Origin of the sequence: Magnetospirillum sp. 15-1 (assembly GCF_900184795.1) — a bacterium.
Lineage (GTDB): Bacteria > Pseudomonadota > Alphaproteobacteria > Rhodospirillales > Magnetospirillaceae > Phaeospirillum.
Genome location: NZ_FXXN01000019.1, coordinates 108,114 through 126,386 on the forward strand (window position 1 = coordinate 108,114; position 18,273 = coordinate 126,386).

19 protein-coding genes are annotated in these 18,273 nt (G+C 67.4%); 17 read left to right on the top strand and 2 right to left on the bottom strand.

Annotated features, from left to right (window positions below):
* Positions 1–47 precede the first annotated feature (47 nt).
* The 9 genes from CP958_RS05475 to rpe all read left to right on the top strand — a co-directional run bounded on the left by CP958_RS05475 (position 48) and on the right by rpe (position 9,606).
* Entirely contained in the window at positions 48–1,766 is a 1,719-nt protein-coding gene (locus CP958_RS05475; RefSeq protein ID WP_096700967.1) for a DEAD/DEAH box helicase, read from the top strand.
* Positions 1,767–1,779: 13 nt separating this feature from the next.
* Complete coding sequence (locus CP958_RS05480; protein WP_096700968.1) at positions 1,780–2,019, top strand: Lrp/AsnC ligand binding domain-containing protein; 240 nt, start codon at positions 1,780–1,782, stop codon at positions 2,017–2,019.
* 212 nt (positions 2,020–2,231) lie between these two features.
* Positions 2,232–2,654 carry a rubrerythrin family protein gene (locus CP958_RS05485; RefSeq protein ID WP_096700969.1) on the top strand — a complete coding sequence of 141 codons (423 nt, stop codon included), beginning with the start codon at positions 2,232–2,234 and terminating at the stop codon, positions 2,652–2,654.
* 56 nt (positions 2,655–2,710) lie between these two features.
* Entirely contained in the window at positions 2,711–4,060 is a 1,350-nt protein-coding gene (locus CP958_RS05490; RefSeq protein ID WP_096700970.1) for a heterodisulfide reductase-related iron-sulfur binding cluster, read from the top strand.
* Positions 4,057–4,638 (top strand): DUF3501 family protein, encoded by a 582-nt coding sequence (locus tag CP958_RS05495; protein ID WP_096700971.1) that lies wholly within the window; start codon positions 4,057–4,059, stop codon positions 4,636–4,638. Before CP958_RS05490 ends, CP958_RS05495 begins: the two co-directional genes overlap by 4 nt.
* A gap of 128 nt (positions 4,639–4,766) precedes the next feature.
* The gene (gene glpX / locus CP958_RS05500) at positions 4,767–5,741 is read left to right on the top strand and encodes a class II fructose-bisphosphatase (protein ID WP_096700972.1); all 975 of its coding nucleotides are present in this window, start codon (positions 4,767–4,769) and stop codon (positions 5,739–5,741) included.
* Positions 5,742–5,776: 35 nt separating this feature from the next.
* Positions 5,777–7,753 (top strand): transketolase, encoded by a 1,977-nt coding sequence (gene tkt / locus CP958_RS05505; RefSeq protein ID WP_096700973.1) that lies wholly within the window; start codon positions 5,777–5,779, stop codon positions 7,751–7,753.
* A 43-nt stretch (positions 7,754–7,796) separates the two neighbouring features.
* Positions 7,797–8,861 carry a class II fructose-bisphosphate aldolase gene (gene fba / locus CP958_RS05510; RefSeq protein WP_096700974.1) on the top strand — a complete coding sequence of 355 codons (1,065 nt, stop codon included), beginning with the start codon at positions 7,797–7,799 and terminating at the stop codon, positions 8,859–8,861.
* A gap of 103 nt (positions 8,862–8,964) precedes the next feature.
* A complete protein-coding gene (rpe, locus tag CP958_RS05515) occupies positions 8,965–9,606 on the top strand; it encodes a ribulose-phosphate 3-epimerase (RefSeq protein ID WP_096700975.1) in 642 nt (213 codons plus the stop codon).
* A gap of 15 nt (positions 9,607–9,621) precedes the next feature.
* Here the strand turns inward: rpe and CP958_RS05520 are convergent, their stop codons facing one another.
* Both CP958_RS05520 and CP958_RS05525 read right to left on the bottom strand, forming a co-directional pair.
* Entirely contained in the window at positions 9,622–9,933 is a 312-nt protein-coding gene (locus CP958_RS05520) for a hypothetical protein (protein ID WP_197706355.1), read from the bottom strand.
* A gap of 63 nt (positions 9,934–9,996) precedes the next feature.
* A complete protein-coding gene (locus tag CP958_RS05525; protein WP_096700977.1) occupies positions 9,997–10,593 on the bottom strand; it encodes a pyridoxamine 5'-phosphate oxidase family protein in 597 nt (198 codons plus the stop codon).
* Positions 10,594–10,688: 95 nt separating this feature from the next.
* Between CP958_RS05525 and CP958_RS26875 the strand changes: the two genes are divergently transcribed.
* The 8 genes from CP958_RS26875 (at position 10,689) to phoB (ending at position 18,215) form a co-directional block, all read left to right on the top strand.
* Entirely contained in the window at positions 10,689–11,027 is a 339-nt protein-coding gene (locus tag CP958_RS26875) for a winged helix-turn-helix domain-containing protein (protein ID WP_242442761.1), read from the top strand.
* A complete protein-coding gene (locus CP958_RS05530) occupies positions 11,024–12,133 on the top strand; it encodes a PLP-dependent aminotransferase family protein (protein ID WP_242442762.1) in 1,110 nt (369 codons plus the stop codon). Before CP958_RS26875 ends, CP958_RS05530 begins: the two co-directional genes overlap by 4 nt.
* 124 nt (positions 12,134–12,257) lie before the next feature.
* Positions 12,258–13,283 carry a substrate-binding domain-containing protein gene (locus tag CP958_RS05535; protein WP_096700978.1) on the top strand — a complete coding sequence of 342 codons (1,026 nt, stop codon included), beginning with the start codon at positions 12,258–12,260 and terminating at the stop codon, positions 13,281–13,283.
* A gap of 58 nt (positions 13,284–13,341) precedes the next feature.
* Entirely contained in the window at positions 13,342–14,715 is a 1,374-nt protein-coding gene (gene pstC / locus CP958_RS05540) for a phosphate ABC transporter permease subunit PstC (RefSeq protein WP_096700979.1), read from the top strand.
* 1 nt (position 14,716) lies between these two features.
* Positions 14,717–16,012, top strand: a complete 1,296-nt coding sequence (pstA, locus tag CP958_RS05545) for a phosphate ABC transporter permease PstA (protein ID WP_096700980.1) — start codon at positions 14,717–14,719, stop codon at positions 16,010–16,012.
* Positions 16,013–16,019: 7 nt separating this feature from the next.
* Positions 16,020–16,799, top strand: a complete 780-nt coding sequence (pstB, locus tag CP958_RS05550; protein WP_096700981.1) for a phosphate ABC transporter ATP-binding protein PstB — start codon at positions 16,020–16,022, stop codon at positions 16,797–16,799.
* 1 nt (position 16,800) lies between these two features.
* Positions 16,801–17,496, top strand: a complete 696-nt coding sequence (gene phoU / locus CP958_RS05555) for a phosphate signaling complex protein PhoU (protein ID WP_096700982.1) — start codon at positions 16,801–16,803, stop codon at positions 17,494–17,496.
* Positions 17,493–18,215, top strand: a complete 723-nt coding sequence (phoB, locus tag CP958_RS05560) for a phosphate regulon transcriptional regulator PhoB (protein ID WP_096700983.1) — start codon at positions 17,493–17,495, stop codon at positions 18,213–18,215. The genes phoU and phoB overlap by 4 nt, the downstream gene beginning before the upstream one ends.
* The last annotated feature ends 58 nt before the right edge of the window (positions 18,216–18,273 follow it).

Below are 18,273 nucleotides of genomic sequence, written 5' to 3' on the forward strand. Positions count from 1 at the left end.
TTCCGTCATTGACTTAAGGCCGCGAAACCATAATTATCCGGCCCCACATGACGACCCATCAAGACATCGGCCGCGAAGACGGCCCGGAAACCGCCACGACCACCTTTGAAGACCTCGGCCTCGGGCCGGAGATTCTGAAGGCGCTCGCTGAATCGGGGTATACGCACCCCACCCCCATCCAGGCCCAGGCGATCCCTGTGGTGCTCATGGGCCGCGACGTGCTGGGCTGCGCCCAGACCGGAACCGGCAAGACGGCGTCCTTCACGCTGCCCATGATCGAGATCCTGGCAGCCGGCCGCGCCAAGGCGCGCATGCCGCGCTCGCTGATCCTGGCACCAACCCGGGAACTGGCCGCCCAGGTGGCGGAAAACTTCGACAAGTACGGCAAGTACCATCCGCTCAAGAAGGCGCTGATCATCGGCGGCGAATCCATGAGCGATCAGGTCGCCCTGCTGGATCGCGGCGTCGACGTGCTGATCGCCACGCCGGGGCGCCTGCTCGACATGTTCGAGCGTGGCCGCATCCTGCTGAACGACGTCAAGGTGCTGGTCATCGACGAAGCCGACCGCATGCTGGACATGGGCTTCATCCCCGACGTGGAAAAGATCGTCGGCCTGCTGCCCAAGATCCGGCAGACCCTGTTCTTCTCGGCGACCATGGGCCCGGAAATCCGTCGGCTGGCCGACGCCTTCCTGATGAACCCCAAGGAAGTGAAGGTCTCCACCGGCGCTTCCGCCGCCACCACCGTGGTCCAGGCCCTGGCGGTGGTCGAGGAAATCGACAAGCGCGAGACGCTGCGCCACCTGATCCGCGTCGAGGAAGTGAAGAACGCCTTCATCTTCTGTAACCGCAAGCGCGACGTGGACGTGCTGTTCCGCTCGCTGAAGAAGCACGGCTTCGACGTGGTGCAGTTGCACGGCGACATGGCCCAGAGCGCCCGCGGCGAGACGCTGGAGAAGTTCAAGAAGGGCGAAGCCCGCCTGATGGTCTGCTCCGACGTCGCCGCACGCGGCATCGACATCTCGGCGGTCAGCCACGTCTTCAACTTCGACGTCCCCATCCATGCCGAGGATTACGTCCACCGCATCGGCCGCACCGGCCGCGCCGGCATGGAAGGCCACGCCTTCACCATCGCCTCCCCCGATGACGGCCGCTTCGTCGGCGCCATCGAGGCGATGATCGGCACCACCATCCCCCGCATCGAGGTCGAGGGCGTCCCCGCCCTGGAACTGGACATGACCGCCCGCAAGGGCCGTGGCGGACGCGGCGCCCCCAAGGACGCCAAGCGCCCCGCCCGCGGCAAGGACGAGGATGCCAAGCCCCGCCGCGAGCGCCGCCCGCGCCGCGACGAGGCCCCCGCTCCCGCCGCCGAGGTCGAAGTCGCCACCCCCGAGGAAGCCCCCAGGGAAGCGATCGAGCAGCCGCGCGAGGAACGGGCCGAACGGCCGGAACGCGCCGAGCGTTCGCGTGGACGTGGCCGGGACCGTGACGAGCCCCGCCGTGATGAACCCCGGCGCGACGAGCCCCGGCGTGGTGGCCGCAGCCGTGACGACAGCCGGCGCGACGAGCGCGGCGGACGCCGCCGCGGCCGTATCGACGAGCTGGGTATCGGCGAGATGCTGCACGCCGACGGCGTGATCGGCTTCGGCGATCACATGCCCGACTTCATGGCCAATGCGGTACCGCTGCCGGCCAAGACGGGCAAGGCCTCGGCCGACGGCGACAACGATACGGATGCGGACACGGATTCCGAGTCCGAGGATTGATGGGAGACGCCCCATGCAGACCATCTTCGTTCAGGTGAAGTGCGAACTGGGGCTGGCCTATCAGGTGGCCGACGAGGCCGTCGACATCGAACAGGTCTCGGAGGTGCACTCCATCTCCGGCCAGTACGATCTGATGCTGAAGTGCTATCTCGACGATGCCGCCGATATCGGCCAGTTCGTGGTGGACACCATCCAGCGCCTGCCGGGCGTCAAGGACACCTTCACCCTGATCGCCTTCAAGGCGTTTTCCTGACAGGTCGGGAGACATTCTCTCGAACGGCATGCCCAGACAAGTTCCGGGCATATTCGTTTTCTGCCCGCCTCACACTTTAGAATTATTTTAAAGGCGTGACGGATGCACCACCTTCCTGACAGGGCCTCCCGATTCCTGGCCTTCGGCCTGAGCTTCGGGCGACCTCCCCCAGCGCGACCCATGACGATCGCGAGGATCAGCAGGAGGATTCCATGGCATCCCTGAACGGTTCCAAGACTATGGACAATCTGAAGGCGGCCTTCGCCGGCGAAAGCCAGGCCAACCGCCGCTATCTGTATTTCGCCCAGAAGGCCGACGTGGAAGGACACAACGACGTCTCGGCCCTGTTCCGCTCGACCGCCGAGGGCGAGACCGGCCACGCTTTCGGCCACCTGGAATTCCTGGAAGCGGTGGGCGACCCCGCCACCGGCCAGCCCATCGGCCCCACGGATTCCAACCTCAAGGCGGCGGTGGCGGGCGAGACCCACGAATACACCGACATGTATCCCGGCATGGCCCGCACGGCGCGGGACGAGGGCTTCGACGAGATCGCCGACTGGTTCGAGACCCTGGCCAAGGCGGAAAAATCCCATGCCGGCCGCTTCCAGAAGGCCCTGGACGGCTTGGGAAACTGACACGATGCATCCGGGCGGCCCCGGCGGGACCGCCCGCCTTCGTCAAGGAGGACACCATGCGCGAAGGCAGCCTGGAAGCCCCCACCCGCCATGCCCATGACTGGCGGAATCCCGATTACCTGGACCCGGCCAAGGTCGACGCGGAACTGCGCCGCCAGTTCGAGATCTGCCACGGCTGCCGGCGCTGCTTCAACCTGTGCGATTCCTTCCCCCGCCTGTTCGACCTGATCGACGCGGCGGGCGATGCCGAGCTGGGCGGCGTGCCGAGCCCCGCGCTGAAGCCGGTGGTCGATGCCTGCACGCTGTGCGACATGTGCTTCATGACCAAGTGTCCCTACGTGCCGCCCCACGCCTTCAACCTGGACATCCCCCATCTGATGGTGCGCTATCGCGCCATGGAGACCGCCCGGGGCAAGACGCCCTTCGTGGCCCGCCAATTGACCAGAACCGACCGCAACGGAAGGCTGGCCGCCCTCGCCCCCGCCCTGGCCAACTGGGCGACCCGGCGCGGCAACCGCCTGACCAGGCCGCTGCTCAAGCTGGCCGCCGGCATCCATCCCGACGCCGACCTGCCCCGCTATCATGCCGACACCCTGGTCAAGCGCGCCAAGGCCGGCGGCCCCGCCGTCAATCAGTCCGCCCCCGCCCTGGGGCGCAAGGCGGTGATCTTCGCCACCTGCTTCGGCAACTACAACAATCCCGATATCGGCACCGCCGCCCGTGCCGTGCTGGCCCATAACGGCGTGGTTACCGAGTTGGTCTATCCCGAATGCTGCGGCATGCCGCAACTGGAGCACGGCGAGATGGCGGAGGTGGCGCGCAAGGCCCGCGACATCTCGCGCGCCCTGGGGACATGGATCGACAAGGGGTGGGACGTGGTCGCCCTGGTGCCGTCCTGCGCCCTGATGCTGAAAGTCGAGTGGCCGCTGATCGAGCCCGGTGACGCGGCGGTCGGGCGGCTGGCCGCCGCCACCTACGACATCACCGAATACGTGGTCGACATCGCCCGCAAGGAGGGCCTCGCTCCCGGACTGACGCCGGTGCCGGACGGGGTGGTGCTGCACCTGTCCTGCCACGCCCGCGCCCAGAACGTGGGAGCCAAGGGCGCCGACCTGCTGCGCCTGATCCCGGACACGCCGGTCAAGGTGATCGAGCGCTGCTCGGGCCACGGCGGCTCGTGGGGCATCAAGACCGACAACTTCCCGGTGGCGCTGAAGGTAGGCAGGCCCGCCGCGCGGCAGGCCGCCGACAGCGGCTGCGGTCATCTGGCCGCCGAATGTCCCCTGGCCGGCGCCCACGTGGCCCAGGGGATCGAGGGGATCGACCCGGCCTCGCGGCTCAAATCCTCGCGCCATCCCATCGAGATCCTGGCCGCCGCCTATGGACTGAGGGGAGAACAACCATGACCGCCATCACCCCCGCCGATATCCTGCCGCTGGACGCCTACGAGAAAGTGCGCAAGCAGACCCGCGCCGCCATCATCGCCCTGAAGCGCGACCGCCGCTTGTCGGTGGGGCCCCACATCACGGTGTTCTTCGAATGCCGCGACACCATGCTTTACCAGATTCACGAGATGCTGCGCGCCGAGAAGGGCGGCGCCGCCCAGTTGGAGGGCGAGCTGGCGGCCTACAACACCCTGGTCCCCAACGGCCGCGAGCTGGTCGCCACCATGATGATCGAGATCGATGACGAGCGGCTGCGGGCCCGCGTGCTGGCCGGGCTGGGCGGCATCGAGGAGACCATCGCCCTCGAGGTGGACGGCGAAGCCATCCCGGCCCGTCCCGAGGACGACGTGGAGCGCACCACCGCCGACGGCAAGACCTCTTCCGTCCATTTCCTGCATTTCCCCTTCAGCCCGGCCCAGGTAGACCGCTTCCGCCGGCCCGGCGCCCGAGTGGTGTTCAGCGTTTCCCACCCCGGTTACGGCCACATGGCGGTACTGCCGCCGGCCATGATCGCGGCGTTGATGCGGGATTTCACTTAGGCTCCCCATCCGGGTGGCATGGGACCTATCCACAAGAATCTTGCGGATAGGTCCGAACGGGTGTTCCTTCGCTTGACCCGGCCCCCCACTATCGGCCAAAACACCTCACCGGAAATTGGAAGCGGCCGATGACCGAACAGCGACAGACCGGCGCCGGAAGCGGCACCGTTGGAGTCTATGAGCTACGTCGCGCCACCGAGGCGGCGGCGCGGGCCGCCTACGCCTGGATCGGGCGCGGCGACAAGGCCCTGGCCGACGATGCCGCCGTGGCGGCCATGCAGACCGAGCTGGAAAGCCTGAACCTGGACGGCCTGATGCTGGTGGGCGAAGGCCCCCGGGACGAGATCGGCATGCTCTATCACGGCCAGCGCTTCGGCTCCGGAACGGGAAAGCCCGCCTGGGACCTGGTGGTCGACCCGCTGGAGGGCACCTCGTTCCTGGCCAAGGGGATGACCAACGCCATGGCGGTGGTGGCCATGGCGCCGCACGGCACCCTGTTCGATCCGGCACCGGCCCGCTACATGGAAAAGCTGGCCGCACCACCCGCCGCCCGAGGGCGGATCGACCCCGAGGCTCCGGTGGCCGAGCGCCTGAAGCAACTGTCCGCCGCGCTGAACAAGCCGCTCGAGGACATGACCGTCTATGTCATCGAGAAGCCGCGCCACAAGGCGCTGGTCCAGGCTATCCACAATGCCGGCGCCCGCGTCGCCCTCTATCCGGCGGGCGACGTGGCCGGCGCCCTGATGGCGGCCATTCCCGATTCGGGCATCGACGCCCTGATGGGCACCGGCGGTACGCCGGAGGGCCTGCTGTCGGCCATGGCCATCCGCGCCATGGGCGGCGAATTCCTGGGCCGCATCGATCCGCAGCTGGCCACCGAGGCCGCCGCCGTCGAGAAGGCCGGCATGGACCTCGCCCGCTGGTACCGATTGGACGAGATGGTGCGTTCCGACGACGTGGTGTTCTGTGCCACCGGCATCACCACCGGCCTGCTGCTCGACGGTGTCGAGCGCACCCGCGAACTGGAAAAGACCCAGACCCTGATGATCGGCGGGGCCGCCGGGCCGCGCCAGATGTTGACCTCGTGGCACCGCCGCGCCTGACCTGACTTGCCCCTTTCACTCTTGAGGATTCCTCGATGACCACCCCCGCCACAATGGCCAATGCCATCCGCTTCCTGACCATGGACGCCATCGAGAAGTCCAAGTCCGGCCATCCCGGCATGCCCATGGGCATGGCCGACGTGGCCACCGTGCTGTTCACCCGCTTCCTCAAGTTCGACGCGCGTACGCCCAAATGGGCCGACCGCGACCGCTTCGTATTGTCGGCCGGTCACGGCTCCATGCTGCTCTACGCGCTGGGCTACCTGACCGGCTTCGAGGACCTTTCGGACATCGAGCAGATCAAGAACTTCCGCCAGTTGGGCTACCGCACCGCCGGCCATCCGGAATTCGGCCACGTCGCCATCGCCGAGACCACCACCGGCCCGCTGGGCCAGGGCATCGCCAACGCCGTGGGCTTCGCCCTGGCCGAGAAGATGGCCGCCGCCCGCCATGGCAAGGACATCGTCGACCACTACACCTACGTCATCGCCGGCGACGGCTGCCTGATGGAGGGTATCAGCCAGGAAGCCATCTCCCTGGCCGGCGTCTGGAACCTCTCCAAGCTGATCGTGCTGTGGGACGACAACCACATCTGCATCGACGGCGACACCGCGGTCTCCACCTCGGATGACCAGTTGGCCCGCTTCCAGGCCTCCAACTGGGATGTGTGCCGGGTCGACGGCCATGACCCGGAGGCCATCGCCACCGCCATCGAGGCCGCCCGGAAGTCCGGCCAGCCCAGCCTGATCGCCTGCAAGACCGTCATCGGCTTCGGCGCCCCCACCAAGGCGGGCAGCGAGAAGACCCACGGCGCCCCCCTGGGGGCCGAGGAGATCGCCGGGGCGCGGGCCAAGCTGAACTGGCCGCACGCTCCCTTCGAGATTCCCGCCGACGTGCTGAGCGCCTGGCGCGCCGCCGGAAGCAGGGGCGCCGCCGCCCGCGCCGAGTGGGAAAAGCGCTTCAACGCCTATGGAGCCAAGGCCGAGTTCGAGCGCGCCAATGCCGGCAAGCTGCCCGAGGCCTGGAAGCAGACGGTGTCGGCCTTCAAGCAGAAGGTCTCCGCCGAGCAGCCCAAGTGGGCTACCCGCAAGGCCAGCCAGGAAGTGCTGGAAGCCCTGACCCCGGCCATCCCCGAGATGATCGGCGGCTCGGCCGATCTCACCCATTCGAATCTCACCATCACCAAGGCCACCAAGCCGGTGTCGGCCAGGGATTTCTCGGGCCGCTACATCCATTACGGCGTGCGCGAGCACGGCATGGCCGCCATCATGAACGGCCTGTCGCTGCATGGCGGCTTCATCCCCTATGGCGGCACCTTCCTGATCTTCGCCAACTACCTGTGGCCGGCGCTGCGCATGAGCGCCATGATGGAGCAGCGGGTGCTTTACGTGCTGACCCACGATTCCATCGGTCTGGGCGAGGACGGTCCCACCCACCAGCCCATCGAGACCCTGGCGGCGCTGCGCGCCACCCCCAACGTGCTGGTGTTCCGCCCCGCCGATCCGGTGGAGACCATGGAGGCCTACGAGGCCGCCCTGGAAAACACCACCGGCCCGTCGGTGTTCGCCCTGTCGCGCCAGAATCTGCCGACGCTGCGCACCACCCACACCGACGAGAACCTCACCGCCAAGGGCGCCTATGTCCTGGCCGAGGCCGAGGGCGGCAAGAAGCGCCAGGTCACCCTGATCGCCACCGGCTCGGAAGTCAGCCTGGCCATGGAGGCCCGCAAGCTGCTGGCCGACAAGGGCGTCGCGGCGGCCGTGGTCTCCATGCCCTGCTGGGAACTGTTCGAACGTCAGCCGAAGGAGTATCGTGCTTCGGTGCTGGGTGAGGGCACCGTGCGGGTCGCCGTCGAGGCGCTGGGCACCTTCGGGTGGGAGCGCTGGGTCGGCGAAAACGGCGCCGTCATCGGCATGAACGGTTTCGGAGCCTCGGCGCCCGCCGAGAAACTCTACGAGCATTTCGGCATTACCGCCCAAGCGGTGGCCGCCGCCGCCCAGGCCCGCCTCTAAGACGGCCACGACGGTAATAACGCCAGGAAGGAGATGAAGTAAGATGTCCCTCGTTTCGATGCGCCAGCTCCTCGACCACGCGGCCGAGAACGGCTATGGCATTCCCGCCTTCAACGTGAACAACATGGAGCAGGTCAAGGCGATCATGGAGGCCGCTTCGGCCACCGATTCGCCGGTCATCCTCCAGGCTTCGGCCGGTGCCCGCAAGTATGCCGGCGAGCCCTTCCTGCGCCACCTGATCCTGGCCGCCATCGAGGCCTTCCCGAACATCCCGGTCTGCATGCACCAGGACCACGGCACCAGCCCGGCCATCAACGTGCGCGCCATCCAGTCAGGCTTCTCGTCGGTGATGATGGACGGTTCGCTCAAGGAAGACGGCAAGACCCCGTCCGATTGGGACTACAACGTGCGCGTCACCAGGCAGGTGGTCGACATCGCCCACGCTTGCGGCGTGTCGGTCGAGGGTGAGCTGGGCTGCCTCGGCTCGCTGGAAACCGGCACCGCCGGCAAGGAAGACGGCGTCGGCGCCGAGGGCAAGCTGGACCATTCCCAGCTGCTGACCGACCCGGACGAGGCCGCCGAATTCGTCAAGCTGACCCAGGTGGACGCGCTGGCTATCGCCATCGGCACCAGCCACGGCGCCTACAAGTTCACCCGTCCGCCGACGGGCGAAGTGCTGGCCATCAAGCGCATCAAGGAAATCCACGCCCGCATTCCCAACACCCATCTGGTGATGCACGGCTCCTCCTCGGTGCCGCAGGACCTGCTGAAGATCGTCAACGAGTACGGCGGCGCGCTCGGCGAGACCTATGGCGTGCCGGTCGAGGAAATCGTCGAGGGCATCAAGCACGGCGTGCGCAAGATCAACATCGACACCGACCTGCGTCTGGCCGTCACCGGCACCATCCGCAAGTACTTCCACGACAACCCCAAGAAGTTCGACCCCCGCGACTACCTGAAGCCCTCCATCGCCTCCATGGTCGAGGTCTGCAAGAGCCGCTACGAAGCCTTCGGCACCGCCGGTCAGGCCTCGAAGATCAAGGTGGTCGGCCTCGAGGACATGAGCACCCGCTACGCCAAGGGCGAGCTGGCTCCCAAGGTGAACTGAGCAACCTCTATCATGTCGTCACCCCCGGGCTTGACCCGGGGGTCCCCCATGGATGCCCGGATCAAGTCCGGGCATGACGATTTTTAAAGACTGGACCAAGCCCATGACCGTCAAGATCGCCCCTTCCATCCTGTCCGCCGATTTCGCCCGCCTGGGCGAAGAGGTCCAGGCCATCGACACGGCCGGCTGCGATTGGGTGCATATCGACGTCATGGACGGCCACTTCGTGCCCAACCTGACCTTCGGCCCGGCCATCATCAAGGCCATCCGGCCCTATACCACCAAGGTCTTCGACGTCCACCTGATGATCGACCCGGCCCAGCCCTATATCGAGGACTACGCCAAGGCCGGGGCCGACATCATCGTGGTGCACGCCGAGGCCGACACCCATCTGGACCGCTCGCTGCAACTGATCCGCTCGCTCGGCAAGAAGGCCGGTGTATCGCTCAATCCCTCCACCCCCGAGAACGTCATCGAATACGTGATGGACAAGCTCGATCTGGTGCTGGTGATGAGCGTCAATCCCGGCTTCGGCGGCCAGAGCTTCATCGAGGCGCAACTGGAAAAGATCGCCCGCATCAAAAAGATGATCGGCCATCGCCCCATCGACCTGGAAGTGGACGGCGGCGTCACCGCCGACAACGCCCACCGCGTGGTGGCGGCGGGCGCCAACGTCCTGGTCGCCGGCTCGGCGGTATTCAAGACCAAGGATTACGCCGCCAATATCGCGGCGCTGCGGCGGTAAGGCCCGCCTGCCCCCTTATCCGGCCAATCGGGGACCTTTGTTGTAACCGATAGCCGGATCGTCGGCGCGCAGGGCGATGATCAATTCCCGCTCCTTGCGCAGCGCTTCGGCATTCGAGGCGATGTCGGATTCCCAAAGAATTTCCCGACGCACGGTCATGTCGCGCCGAGCCCCGCGACTGGGAAAGTCGGCCTCGATCAGGCTTTGGTCCGGGCTGCCGAAATAGGTGATCGAATCCGTCATATCGACGCCGACATAGATTTTGCCGTTCGGCCACGTGACTTTGTAGACCACCTTCACTTTTCGCGTCATGCCAGCCTCTTTCATGGAAATATCGTCAGTTCACGCAAGGGCCCGGGCGATCAGGCCGATGCACGGGCCCTTGCGGACTCAGGACGCGTCGGCAATGGGCTTGCCCCGCTCCAGCCTTACCGGCACCACGCCCGCCCAGACCGGCCAGCCCATGTCGTCCTCGTCGTCCACCGGCGGGCCGGAGCGCACCTTGGCCGAGCCCTCGGCGATGGGCAGGGCCAGCAGCCTTGTGGCCGCCAGTTCCTTGAGGCTCGGCGGCCGCACCTGCGGATAGCGCCCCGGCGCCAGCTTCTCGATCAGGGTGGCGAAGGCGGCTTCCTTCTCGGCCGGATCGGTGACCTCCCCGGCCTGGCCGAACAGGACGACCGACCGGTAATTCATGGAATGGTGAAAGGCCGAGCGGGCCAGCACCAGCCCATCCACCAGGGTGACCGTCACGCACAGCTCGGCCCCGGCCGCCATGGTCTTGGCCAGGCGCGAGCCCATGGCCCCGTGGAACAGCACCCGGTCGCCCACCCGCCAGTGGGTGGTTGGGATACTGACCGGTCGGCCATCATCGACGAAGGCCACGGTACAGGTCAGCGCCTCGTCGAGAATGGCGGCGATCAGCTCGGAATCGAGGCTGCCCCGGTGGGGCCGCTGGCGGAAGGTGGTGCGATCGGTTCTGGCAAGCATGACGGGTTCTCCTTTCCCACCCACACTGCGCCACAAGTGGTTCCCATAAAAGGTCCACTTCTTCTATATTCAACGGGCCACTTTATGAGGCCGCCATGCTCCTGACTCTCGCCCCGCCCCCCGATGACGGGGGCCTGCCCCTGCACCGCCGCCTCTACCTCGCCTTGCGTGAGAGCATTCTCGACGGGCGGCTGGCCGAGGGGGCGGCCCTGCCTTCGTCGCGCGCCCTGGCCGGGCAATTGGGGGTGGCGCGCAACACCGTGCTGGCCGCCTACGACCAGTTGGCCGCCGAGGGCTTCACCGAGGGGCGGCGGGGATCGGCTACCCGCGTCACCGCCCGCCAGCAGCCGGTGGGAACGGCGCCGGCCCGCCCCCCGCAGCCATCGCCCGCCCCGCCCCCCGCACCCGGGCGTGGAGTGCCGCGCCGCCCATGATGATCGTCCGCGACCCGTCACGGCCCTTCGCCCCCGGCGTGCCCGATCTGGCGGCCTTTCCCCATGCCGAGTGGCGTCGCGTCCTGGGCCGGCTGTGGCGCCGTCCGCCCCTGGACCTGATGTGCGGCATCGATCCCCTGGGCCACCCGCCGCTGCGCCGGGCCATCGCCGAGCATGTGGGCAGGACGCGGGCGGTGCGCTGCGATGCCGATCAGGTGATGGTGGTGGGCGGCTCGCAGCAGGCCCTCGATCTGGTGGCCCGCGTGCTGATCGAGCCCGGCGACCGGGTGCTGGTGGAAGACCCCTGCTATGGCGGGCTGGCCGGAGTGCTGCGCGCCGCCGGGGCCGTGGCCGAGGCGGTGCCGGTGGATGCCGACGGCTTCGACCCCGCCCTGGCGGAGCGGCGTTGCCCCGAGGCGCGGCTGGCCTGCGTCACCCCGTCGCACCAGTTCCCCACCGGCGCCACCATGCCGCTAACCCGCCGCCTCGCCCTGATCGACTGGGCGGCCCGCCGGGGCGGCTGGATCATCGAGGATGATTACGACAGCGACTTCCGCCACGCCGGGCAGCAGGCCGCCTCGCTGCAGGGCCTGGACCGCCATGGCCGCACCCTTTACCTCGGCACCTTCTCGAAAAGCATGTTTCCCGGCCTGCGCCTGGGCTGGCTGGTGGTGCCGCCCTCGCTGGTCCCCGCCTTCGTGGCGGCGCGGCGCACTGCCGACATGGCGCCGGCCGGGCTGACCCAGGCGGCCATGGCCGCCTTCATGGAGGAGGGCCATTTCGGCGCCCATCTGCGCCGCATGCGTAGCCTGTACGGCAAGCGGCGACGGTCCCTGCTGGACGCGGCGGCACGCATCCTGGGGCCGGACCTGCCGGTCACCGCCGGCGAGGCCGGGCTGCACGCCATCCTCTGGCTGCCCGAGGGCAGCGACGAGAATGCCGCCGCCAACGCGGCCCATGCCCATGGCCTGGCCCCGACGCCGCTGGGCTTCCATCGTGTCACAAAAGGGTGTCCGGGACTGATCCTGGGCTATGGCAACCTGGCGGGATGGGACCTGGACGACGCCCTGAAGCGTCTGCTCTCCGCCATCAGTCCATTGATTTGAAACGATTAATCTTTCTGTCACAAAACCTTCACGCCACCGTCTCCGGGCTGTAACACAGCACCGATAGGATGCCGGCCGAGGGAGCCTCGCCTCCCCCATCCCGTTGCACTCCCCCGGAGGTTTCATGTCCACCAAGACCCTGGCCGTCGCCGCTGTCGCCCTGGCCGCCGTCGCCACCGCCGGCGCGGCCCAAGCCCGCGATCAGATCCGCATCGTCGGTTCGTCCACCGTCTACCCGTTTTCCACCGCCGTGGCCGAGGCCTTCGGCAAGGTCGGCAAGTTCAAGACCCCGGTGGTCGAGAGCACCGGCACCGGCGGCGGCATGCGTCTGTTCTGTTCGGGCGTGGGCGAAAGCTTCCCCGACATCACCAACGCGTCGCGCCGCATCGAGCCGTCCGAGCTGGAGTTCTGCGCCAAGAACGGCGTCACCGGCGTCACCGAGGTGGTGATCGGCTATGACGGCATCGTGTTCATGAATTCCAAGGCCGGCCCCGACTTCACGCTGACCCGCGAGCAGATGTACAAGGCCACCGCCAAGGACGTGCCGGTGGGCGGCAAGCTGGTGCCCAATCCCTACAAGAACTGGAGCGACGTCGATCCGTCGCTGCCCAAGGAGCCGATCCTGGTGTACGGCCCGGCCCCGAACCACGGCACCCGCGACGCCTATGTGGAACTGGTCCTCGACCCGGCCTGCGAAAAGCAGCCCGAGATCAAGGCCCTGGATAAGGCCGCCAAGAAGAAGGCCTGCCAGACGGTGCGCGAGGACGGCGCCTGGGTCGAGGTGTCCGAGAACTACACCGTGATCCAGCAGAAGATCACCTCGAACCCGGCGGCGCTGGGCGTGATCACCTTCAGCTACCTCGACCAGAACCGCGACAAGGTCAAGGCCGCTCCGGTGGATGGCGTGACCGCCACCTACGACGCCATCGCCAGCAACAAGTACCCGGTGTCGCGCCCGCTGTTCTTCTACATCAAGAAGCAGCACGTGGGCATGGTCCCCGGCGTCAAGGAATACGTCACCGAGTTCACCTCGGACAAGGCCTGGGGCAAGGAAGGCTATCTGGCCGACAAGGGTCTGATCGCCTCGCCCGACGCCACCCGCAAGGAGCAGGCCGCCAACGCCCGCAACCTGGGCGAACTGAAGATGTGATCGTGAAGGGGGAGGCCATGACGGCCTCCCCCAATTCCTTTTCCGGGTCGCCCAATCCATGCAGACCGTCACCCTAGCCGCCCTGCTGCTGCTGCTTTCCACCCTGGCCTTCCAGTTGGGACGCAAGCGCGCCTTCGCCGTCGCGTCGGGCCATCCCGGCACGCTTCATTCGCTGCCCGGCTATTACGGCTGGTGGGTGGCGCTGTGGTGCGGCCTGCCCGCCTTCGCCATCCTGGCCGTATGGCTGATGTTCGAGCCCAGCCTGATCCGCGCCCTGGTCATCGCCGACCTGCCGGAAGCCCTGCGCCAGTTGCCCGACGAACGCATCGACGTGATCATCAACGAGGTGCGCAACGCCGCCCAGGGCCACGCCACCGCCAATCCCGACTTCGCCGCCGCCGCCGAGCATTACAACCGCCTGCAGCAGACCGGCTTCGCCAGCGCCGTGGCGGTGACCGTGACCCTGGCCCTGGCCGGCGCCACCTTCGCCTATCGCCGCGTCCACGCCGAGCTGCGCGCCCGGCCGCGGGTCGAGCGCACCATCAACGTCTTCCTGGTGGCCAGTTCGACGGTGGCCATCTTCACCACGGTGGGCATCGTCCTGTCGCTGCTGTTCGAAGCGCTGCGGTTCTTCCACATGGTGGATTTCGTCGACTTCCTGTTCGGCCTCAACTGGAGCCCCCAGATGGCCACCCGTTCGGATCAGGTGGGCAGCTCGGGGGCCTTCGGCATGGTGCCGCTGCTGACCGGCACCATGCTGATCAGCGCCATTTCCATGGTGGTGGCCCTGCCGCTCGGCCTGTTCTCGGCCATCTACATGTCGGAATACGCCCAGCCGCGCATCCGCGCCATCGCCAAGCCGGCGCTGGAGATTCTGGCCGGCATTCCCACCGTGGTGTTCGGCTTCTTCGCCGTGGTGACGGTGGCGCCGGTGATCCGCAGCATCGGCGGGGCGTTCGGCCTCAACGTGGCGGCGGAAAGCGCCCTGGCCGCCGGCTTCGTCATGGGCATCACCCTGATTCCGCTGATCTCGTCGCTGTCCGACGACGTCATCACCGCCGTGCCCCAGAGCTTGCGCGAAGGCGCCTTCGGCCTGGGCGCCACGCGGTCCGAGACCATCGTCCAGGTGGTGCTGCCCGCCGCCCTGCCCGGCATCGTCGGCGGCGTGCTGTTGGCCGTGTCCAGGGCCATCGGCGAGACCATGATCGTGGTCATGGCCGCCGGCCTGTCGGCCAAGCTGACCGCCAACCCCCTGGAGGCGGTAACCACCGTCACAGTGCAGATCGTCACCCTGCTGGTGGGCGACACCGAATTCGACAGCCCCAAGACCCTGGCGGCTTTCGCCCTTGGCCTGATGCTGTTCACCATCACCCTCGGGTTGAATGTTATCGCCTTGCACATCGTCCAGAAGTATCGGGAAAAGTATGACTGAGATGGCAGAGATCACCGTGGCGGCCCGCACCGCCGAAACCGTGGCGGCCCGCCTGAACCGACGCTATGCCGCCGAGCGGCGCTTTCGAATCCTTGGCCTCGCCTCGATCCTGATCTCGGCCGGGTTCCTGGTCCTGCTGCTGGGCACCGTCATCGCCAAGGGTTGGACCGGCTTCCTGCAGACCCAGATCGCCATCGAGGTCGCCTTCGACCCGCAAGTGATCGATCCCGACGGCAATCGCGCCCCCGAGGTGCTGGATTCCGCCGACTATCCGGCCCTGGTGCGCGACGCCCTGGCCGCCCGGCTGGCCCCCGACGCCGATCGCGGCGCCCGGCGCGACCTGTCGGCCATGGTCAGCACCATGGGCGCCGAACAGATGCGCCGTATGGTCGCCGCCGACCCGGCCGTGATCGGTGGCCGTGCCACCCTGTGGCTGCCCGCCTCGGACAAGCTGGACATGGTCTACAAGGGTCAGGCCCCGCGCGAGTTGGGGACCGCCGGCAACGTGCTCAACGACCGCCAGTTGGGCTGGATGGCCGAGCTGGAGAAGGCCGGGCAGATCCGCAAGGCCTTCAACGTCCAGTTCTTCACCGGCGGCGATTCGCGCGCGCCGGAACAGGCGGGCATCTGGGGCGCGGTGGTCGGCTCGTTCTTCTCGCTGGTGGTGACCTTGGCCGTCAGCTTCCCCCTGGGGGTGGCCACCGCCGTCTATCTCGAGGAATTCGCCGCCAAGAACCGCTGGACCGATCTGATCGAGGTCAACATCAACAATCTGGCCGCCGTGCCGTCGGTGGTGTTCGGCCTGCTGGGCCTCGCGGTGTTCCTCAACGTCTTCCACCTGCCGCGCTCGTCGCCGGTGGCGGGCGGGCTGGTGCTGGCGCTGATCTGTCTGCCCACCATCATCATCGCCGGCCGCGCCGCGCTGAAGGCGGTGCCGCCCTCCATCCGGCAGGCCGCCGCCGGGCTGGGCGCCTCGCCGCTGCAGATCGTCGCCCATCACGTCCTGCCGCTGGCCATGCCGGGCATGCTGACCGGCACCATCCTCGGCATGGCGCGCGCCCTGGGCGAGACGGCGCCGCTGCTGATGATCGGCATGGTGGCCTTCATCGTCGACATCCCCAAGAGCCCGCTGGACCCCTCGGCGGTGCTGCCGGTGCAGATCTATCTGTGGGCCGGCAGCTCGGAGCGCGCCTTCGTCGAGAAGACCTCGGCGGCCATCATGGTGCTCCTGCTGTTCCTGGTGGTCATGAACATGGCCGCCATCATGCTCCGCAAGAAATTCGAACGCCGGTGGTAGCCCGATCATGAATCAGTTCATTCCCCGTGGTACGTCCAAGATTTCGGCGCGCGGTCTCAACGTCCATTACGGCGACAAGCACGCGCTCCATGACATCGACCTGGACATTCCGGCCGGCGAGGTCACCGCCTTGATCGGGCCTTCGGGCTGCGGCAAGTCCACCTTCCTGCGCTGCATCAACCGCATGAACGACATGGTGGAAGGCGCCCGGGTCTCGGGCACTCTCCAGCTCGACGGCAGCGACGTCTACGACCGCCAGTTGGACGTGGTGCAACTGCGCGCCCGGGTCGGCATGGTGTTCCAGAAGCCCAACCCCTTTCCCAAATCCATCTACGACAACGTCGCCTATGGACCGCGCATCCACGGTCTGGCCCGCGATCAGGCGGAGTTGGACGAAATCGTCATGAACAGCCTGGAAAAGGCCGGATTGCTGGCCGAGGTGGAAAGCCGCCTGTCGGAATCCGGCACCGGCCTGTCGGGCGGCCAGCAGCAGCGCCTGTGCATCGCCCGCGCCATCGCCGTCAGCCCGGAGGTAATCTTGATGGACGAGCCCTGCTCGGCGCTGGACCCCATCGCCACCGCCAAGGTGGAGGAGCTGATCGACGAACTGCGCGACAACTACACCATCGTCATCGTAACCCACTCCATGCAGCAGGCGGCCCGCGTGTCGCAGCGCACCGCCTTCTTCCACCTGGGCAAGCTGATCGAGGTGGGCGGCACCGAGGAAATCTTCACCAACCCCCGCGAGCCCCTGACCCAGGGCTACATCACCGGGCGGTTCGGCTGATATGTCCGAACACACCGTCAAATCCTATGACGACGAACTGGCCCATCTGTCGGGCATGATCGCCCGCATGGGCGGGCTGGCCGAGGCCCAGTTGGGGGCGGCGCTGCAATCCCTGTCCCGGCGCGACGACGAATTGGCCCACAAGGTAGTGGACAGCGACGCCCGTATCGACGAGCTGGATCACGAGGTGGACAGCTTCGCGGTCCGCCTGCTGGCCCTGCGCCAGCCCATGGCCGGTGACCTGCGCCACATCGTGGCGGCGCTGAACATCTCGGGCGAGATCGAGCGCATCGGCGATTACGCCGCCAATCTGGCCAAGCGCGCCATGGTGCTCAACCAGCTCCCCCCCACGCCCAAGACCGGCGGGGTGGTCCGCTTGGGCGAGCTGGTGCAGGCTCTGCTCAAGGATATCCTGGACGCCTATGTGGATCGGGACCTGGATAAGGCCATCCGCGTCTGGGAGCGCGACGAGGACGTGGATTCCCTCTACAATACCGTTTTCCGTGACCTGATCGCCCAGATGACCGAAGACCCCGGCACCATCACCGCCTCGACCCACCTGCTGTTCATCGCCAAGAACATGGAACGCATCGGCGACCACGCCACCAACATCGCCGAGACCCTGCACTTCCAGATTCTCGGCACCCAGCCCAAGGGCGACCGGCCCAAGGGCGCTTCCCTCGGAGCCCAGGAATGACCGCCCGCGATACCGCCAATGCCTCCAGGCCCCTGGTCCTCGTCGTGGAGGACGAGGCGGCGCTGGCCACCATGCTGCGCTACAACCTGGAAAAGGAAGGCTACCGCGTCGCCGAGGCCGGCGATGGCGAGGAGGCGTTGACCGCCCTGGCCGAGCGCAAGCCCGATCTGGTGCTGCTGGACTGGATGCTGCCCTCGCTGTCGGGCATCGAGATCTGCCGCCAGATCCGCCGCAAGCCCTCGACCCGCGAACTGCCCATCATCATGCTGACCGCCAGGGGCGAGGAAGGCGACAAGATCAGGGGCCTCAACACCGGCGCCGACGATTACCTGACCAAGCCGTTCTCGCTGCCCGAACTGATGGCCCGCGTCCGCGCCCTGCTGCGCCGCGCCCAGCCGGTCAGCCAGAAGGGCCAGATCAGTTGGGGCGACATCACCATGGACCTGGCCGCCCACCGGGTGGCGCGGGGCGGCAAGGCCATCCATCTCGGCCCCACCGAATTCCGCCTGCTGCAGTTCTTCCTGCAGCATCCGGGCACGGTGTTCTCGCGCGAGGAATTGCTGGACGCCGTGTGGGGACCCGACATCTACGTGGAGCCGCGCACCGTGGACGTCCACATCCGCCGCCTCAGAAAGGCGCTCAACTGCGACACCGAGGTGGACATCATCCGCACGGTGCGCGCCGCCGGCTACGCGCTGGACAACGAGGACGCGGCCTAACACGTATATCGTCATGGCCGGAACAGGTCCGGCCATGACGGAAAAGGGGGGCGATATC

Bases quoted from the DNA above. Each gene is read 5' to 3' on its own strand.
- CP958_RS05495 (WP_096700971.1), top strand. From the start codon at position 4,057: ATGACCGCCATCACCCCCGCCGATATCCTGCCGCTGGACGCCTACGAG.
- CP958_RS05475 (WP_096700967.1), top strand. From the start codon at position 48: ATGACGACCCATCAAGACATCGGCCGCGAAGACGGCCCGGAAACCGCC.
- CP958_RS05530 (WP_242442762.1), top strand. From the start codon at position 11,024: ATGATGATCGTCCGCGACCCGTCACGGCCCTTCGCCCCCGGCGTGCCC.
- CP958_RS05535 (WP_096700978.1), top strand. From the start codon at position 12,258: ATGTCCACCAAGACCCTGGCCGTCGCCGCTGTCGCCCTGGCCGCCGTC.
- glpX (WP_096700972.1), top strand. From the start codon at position 4,767: ATGACCGAACAGCGACAGACCGGCGCCGGAAGCGGCACCGTTGGAGTC.
- fba (WP_096700974.1), top strand. From the start codon at position 7,797: ATGTCCCTCGTTTCGATGCGCCAGCTCCTCGACCACGCGGCCGAGAAC.
- CP958_RS05525 (WP_096700977.1), bottom strand. From the start codon at position 10,593: ATGCTTGCCAGAACCGATCGCACCACCTTCCGCCAGCGGCCCCACCGG.
- CP958_RS05480 (WP_096700968.1), top strand. From the start codon at position 1,780: ATGCAGACCATCTTCGTTCAGGTGAAGTGCGAACTGGGGCTGGCCTAT.
- pstA (WP_096700980.1), top strand. From the start codon at position 14,717: ATGGCAGAGATCACCGTGGCGGCCCGCACCGCCGAAACCGTGGCGGCC.
- CP958_RS05490 (WP_096700970.1), top strand. From the start codon at position 2,711: ATGCGCGAAGGCAGCCTGGAAGCCCCCACCCGCCATGCCCATGACTGG.
- pstC (WP_096700979.1), top strand. From the start codon at position 13,342: ATGCAGACCGTCACCCTAGCCGCCCTGCTGCTGCTGCTTTCCACCCTG.
- CP958_RS05520 (WP_197706355.1), bottom strand. From the start codon at position 9,933: ATGAAAGAGGCTGGCATGACGCGAAAAGTGAAGGTGGTCTACAAAGTC.
- CP958_RS26875 (WP_242442761.1), top strand. From the start codon at position 10,689: ATGCTCCTGACTCTCGCCCCGCCCCCCGATGACGGGGGCCTGCCCCTG.
- phoB (WP_096700983.1), top strand. From the start codon at position 17,493: ATGACCGCCCGCGATACCGCCAATGCCTCCAGGCCCCTGGTCCTCGTC.
- pstB (WP_096700981.1), top strand. From the start codon at position 16,020: ATGAATCAGTTCATTCCCCGTGGTACGTCCAAGATTTCGGCGCGCGGT.
- rpe (WP_096700975.1), top strand. From the start codon at position 8,965: ATGACCGTCAAGATCGCCCCTTCCATCCTGTCCGCCGATTTCGCCCGC.
- phoU (WP_096700982.1), top strand. From the start codon at position 16,801: ATGTCCGAACACACCGTCAAATCCTATGACGACGAACTGGCCCATCTG.
- tkt (WP_096700973.1), top strand. From the start codon at position 5,777: ATGACCACCCCCGCCACAATGGCCAATGCCATCCGCTTCCTGACCATG.
- CP958_RS05485 (WP_096700969.1), top strand. From the start codon at position 2,232: ATGGCATCCCTGAACGGTTCCAAGACTATGGACAATCTGAAGGCGGCC.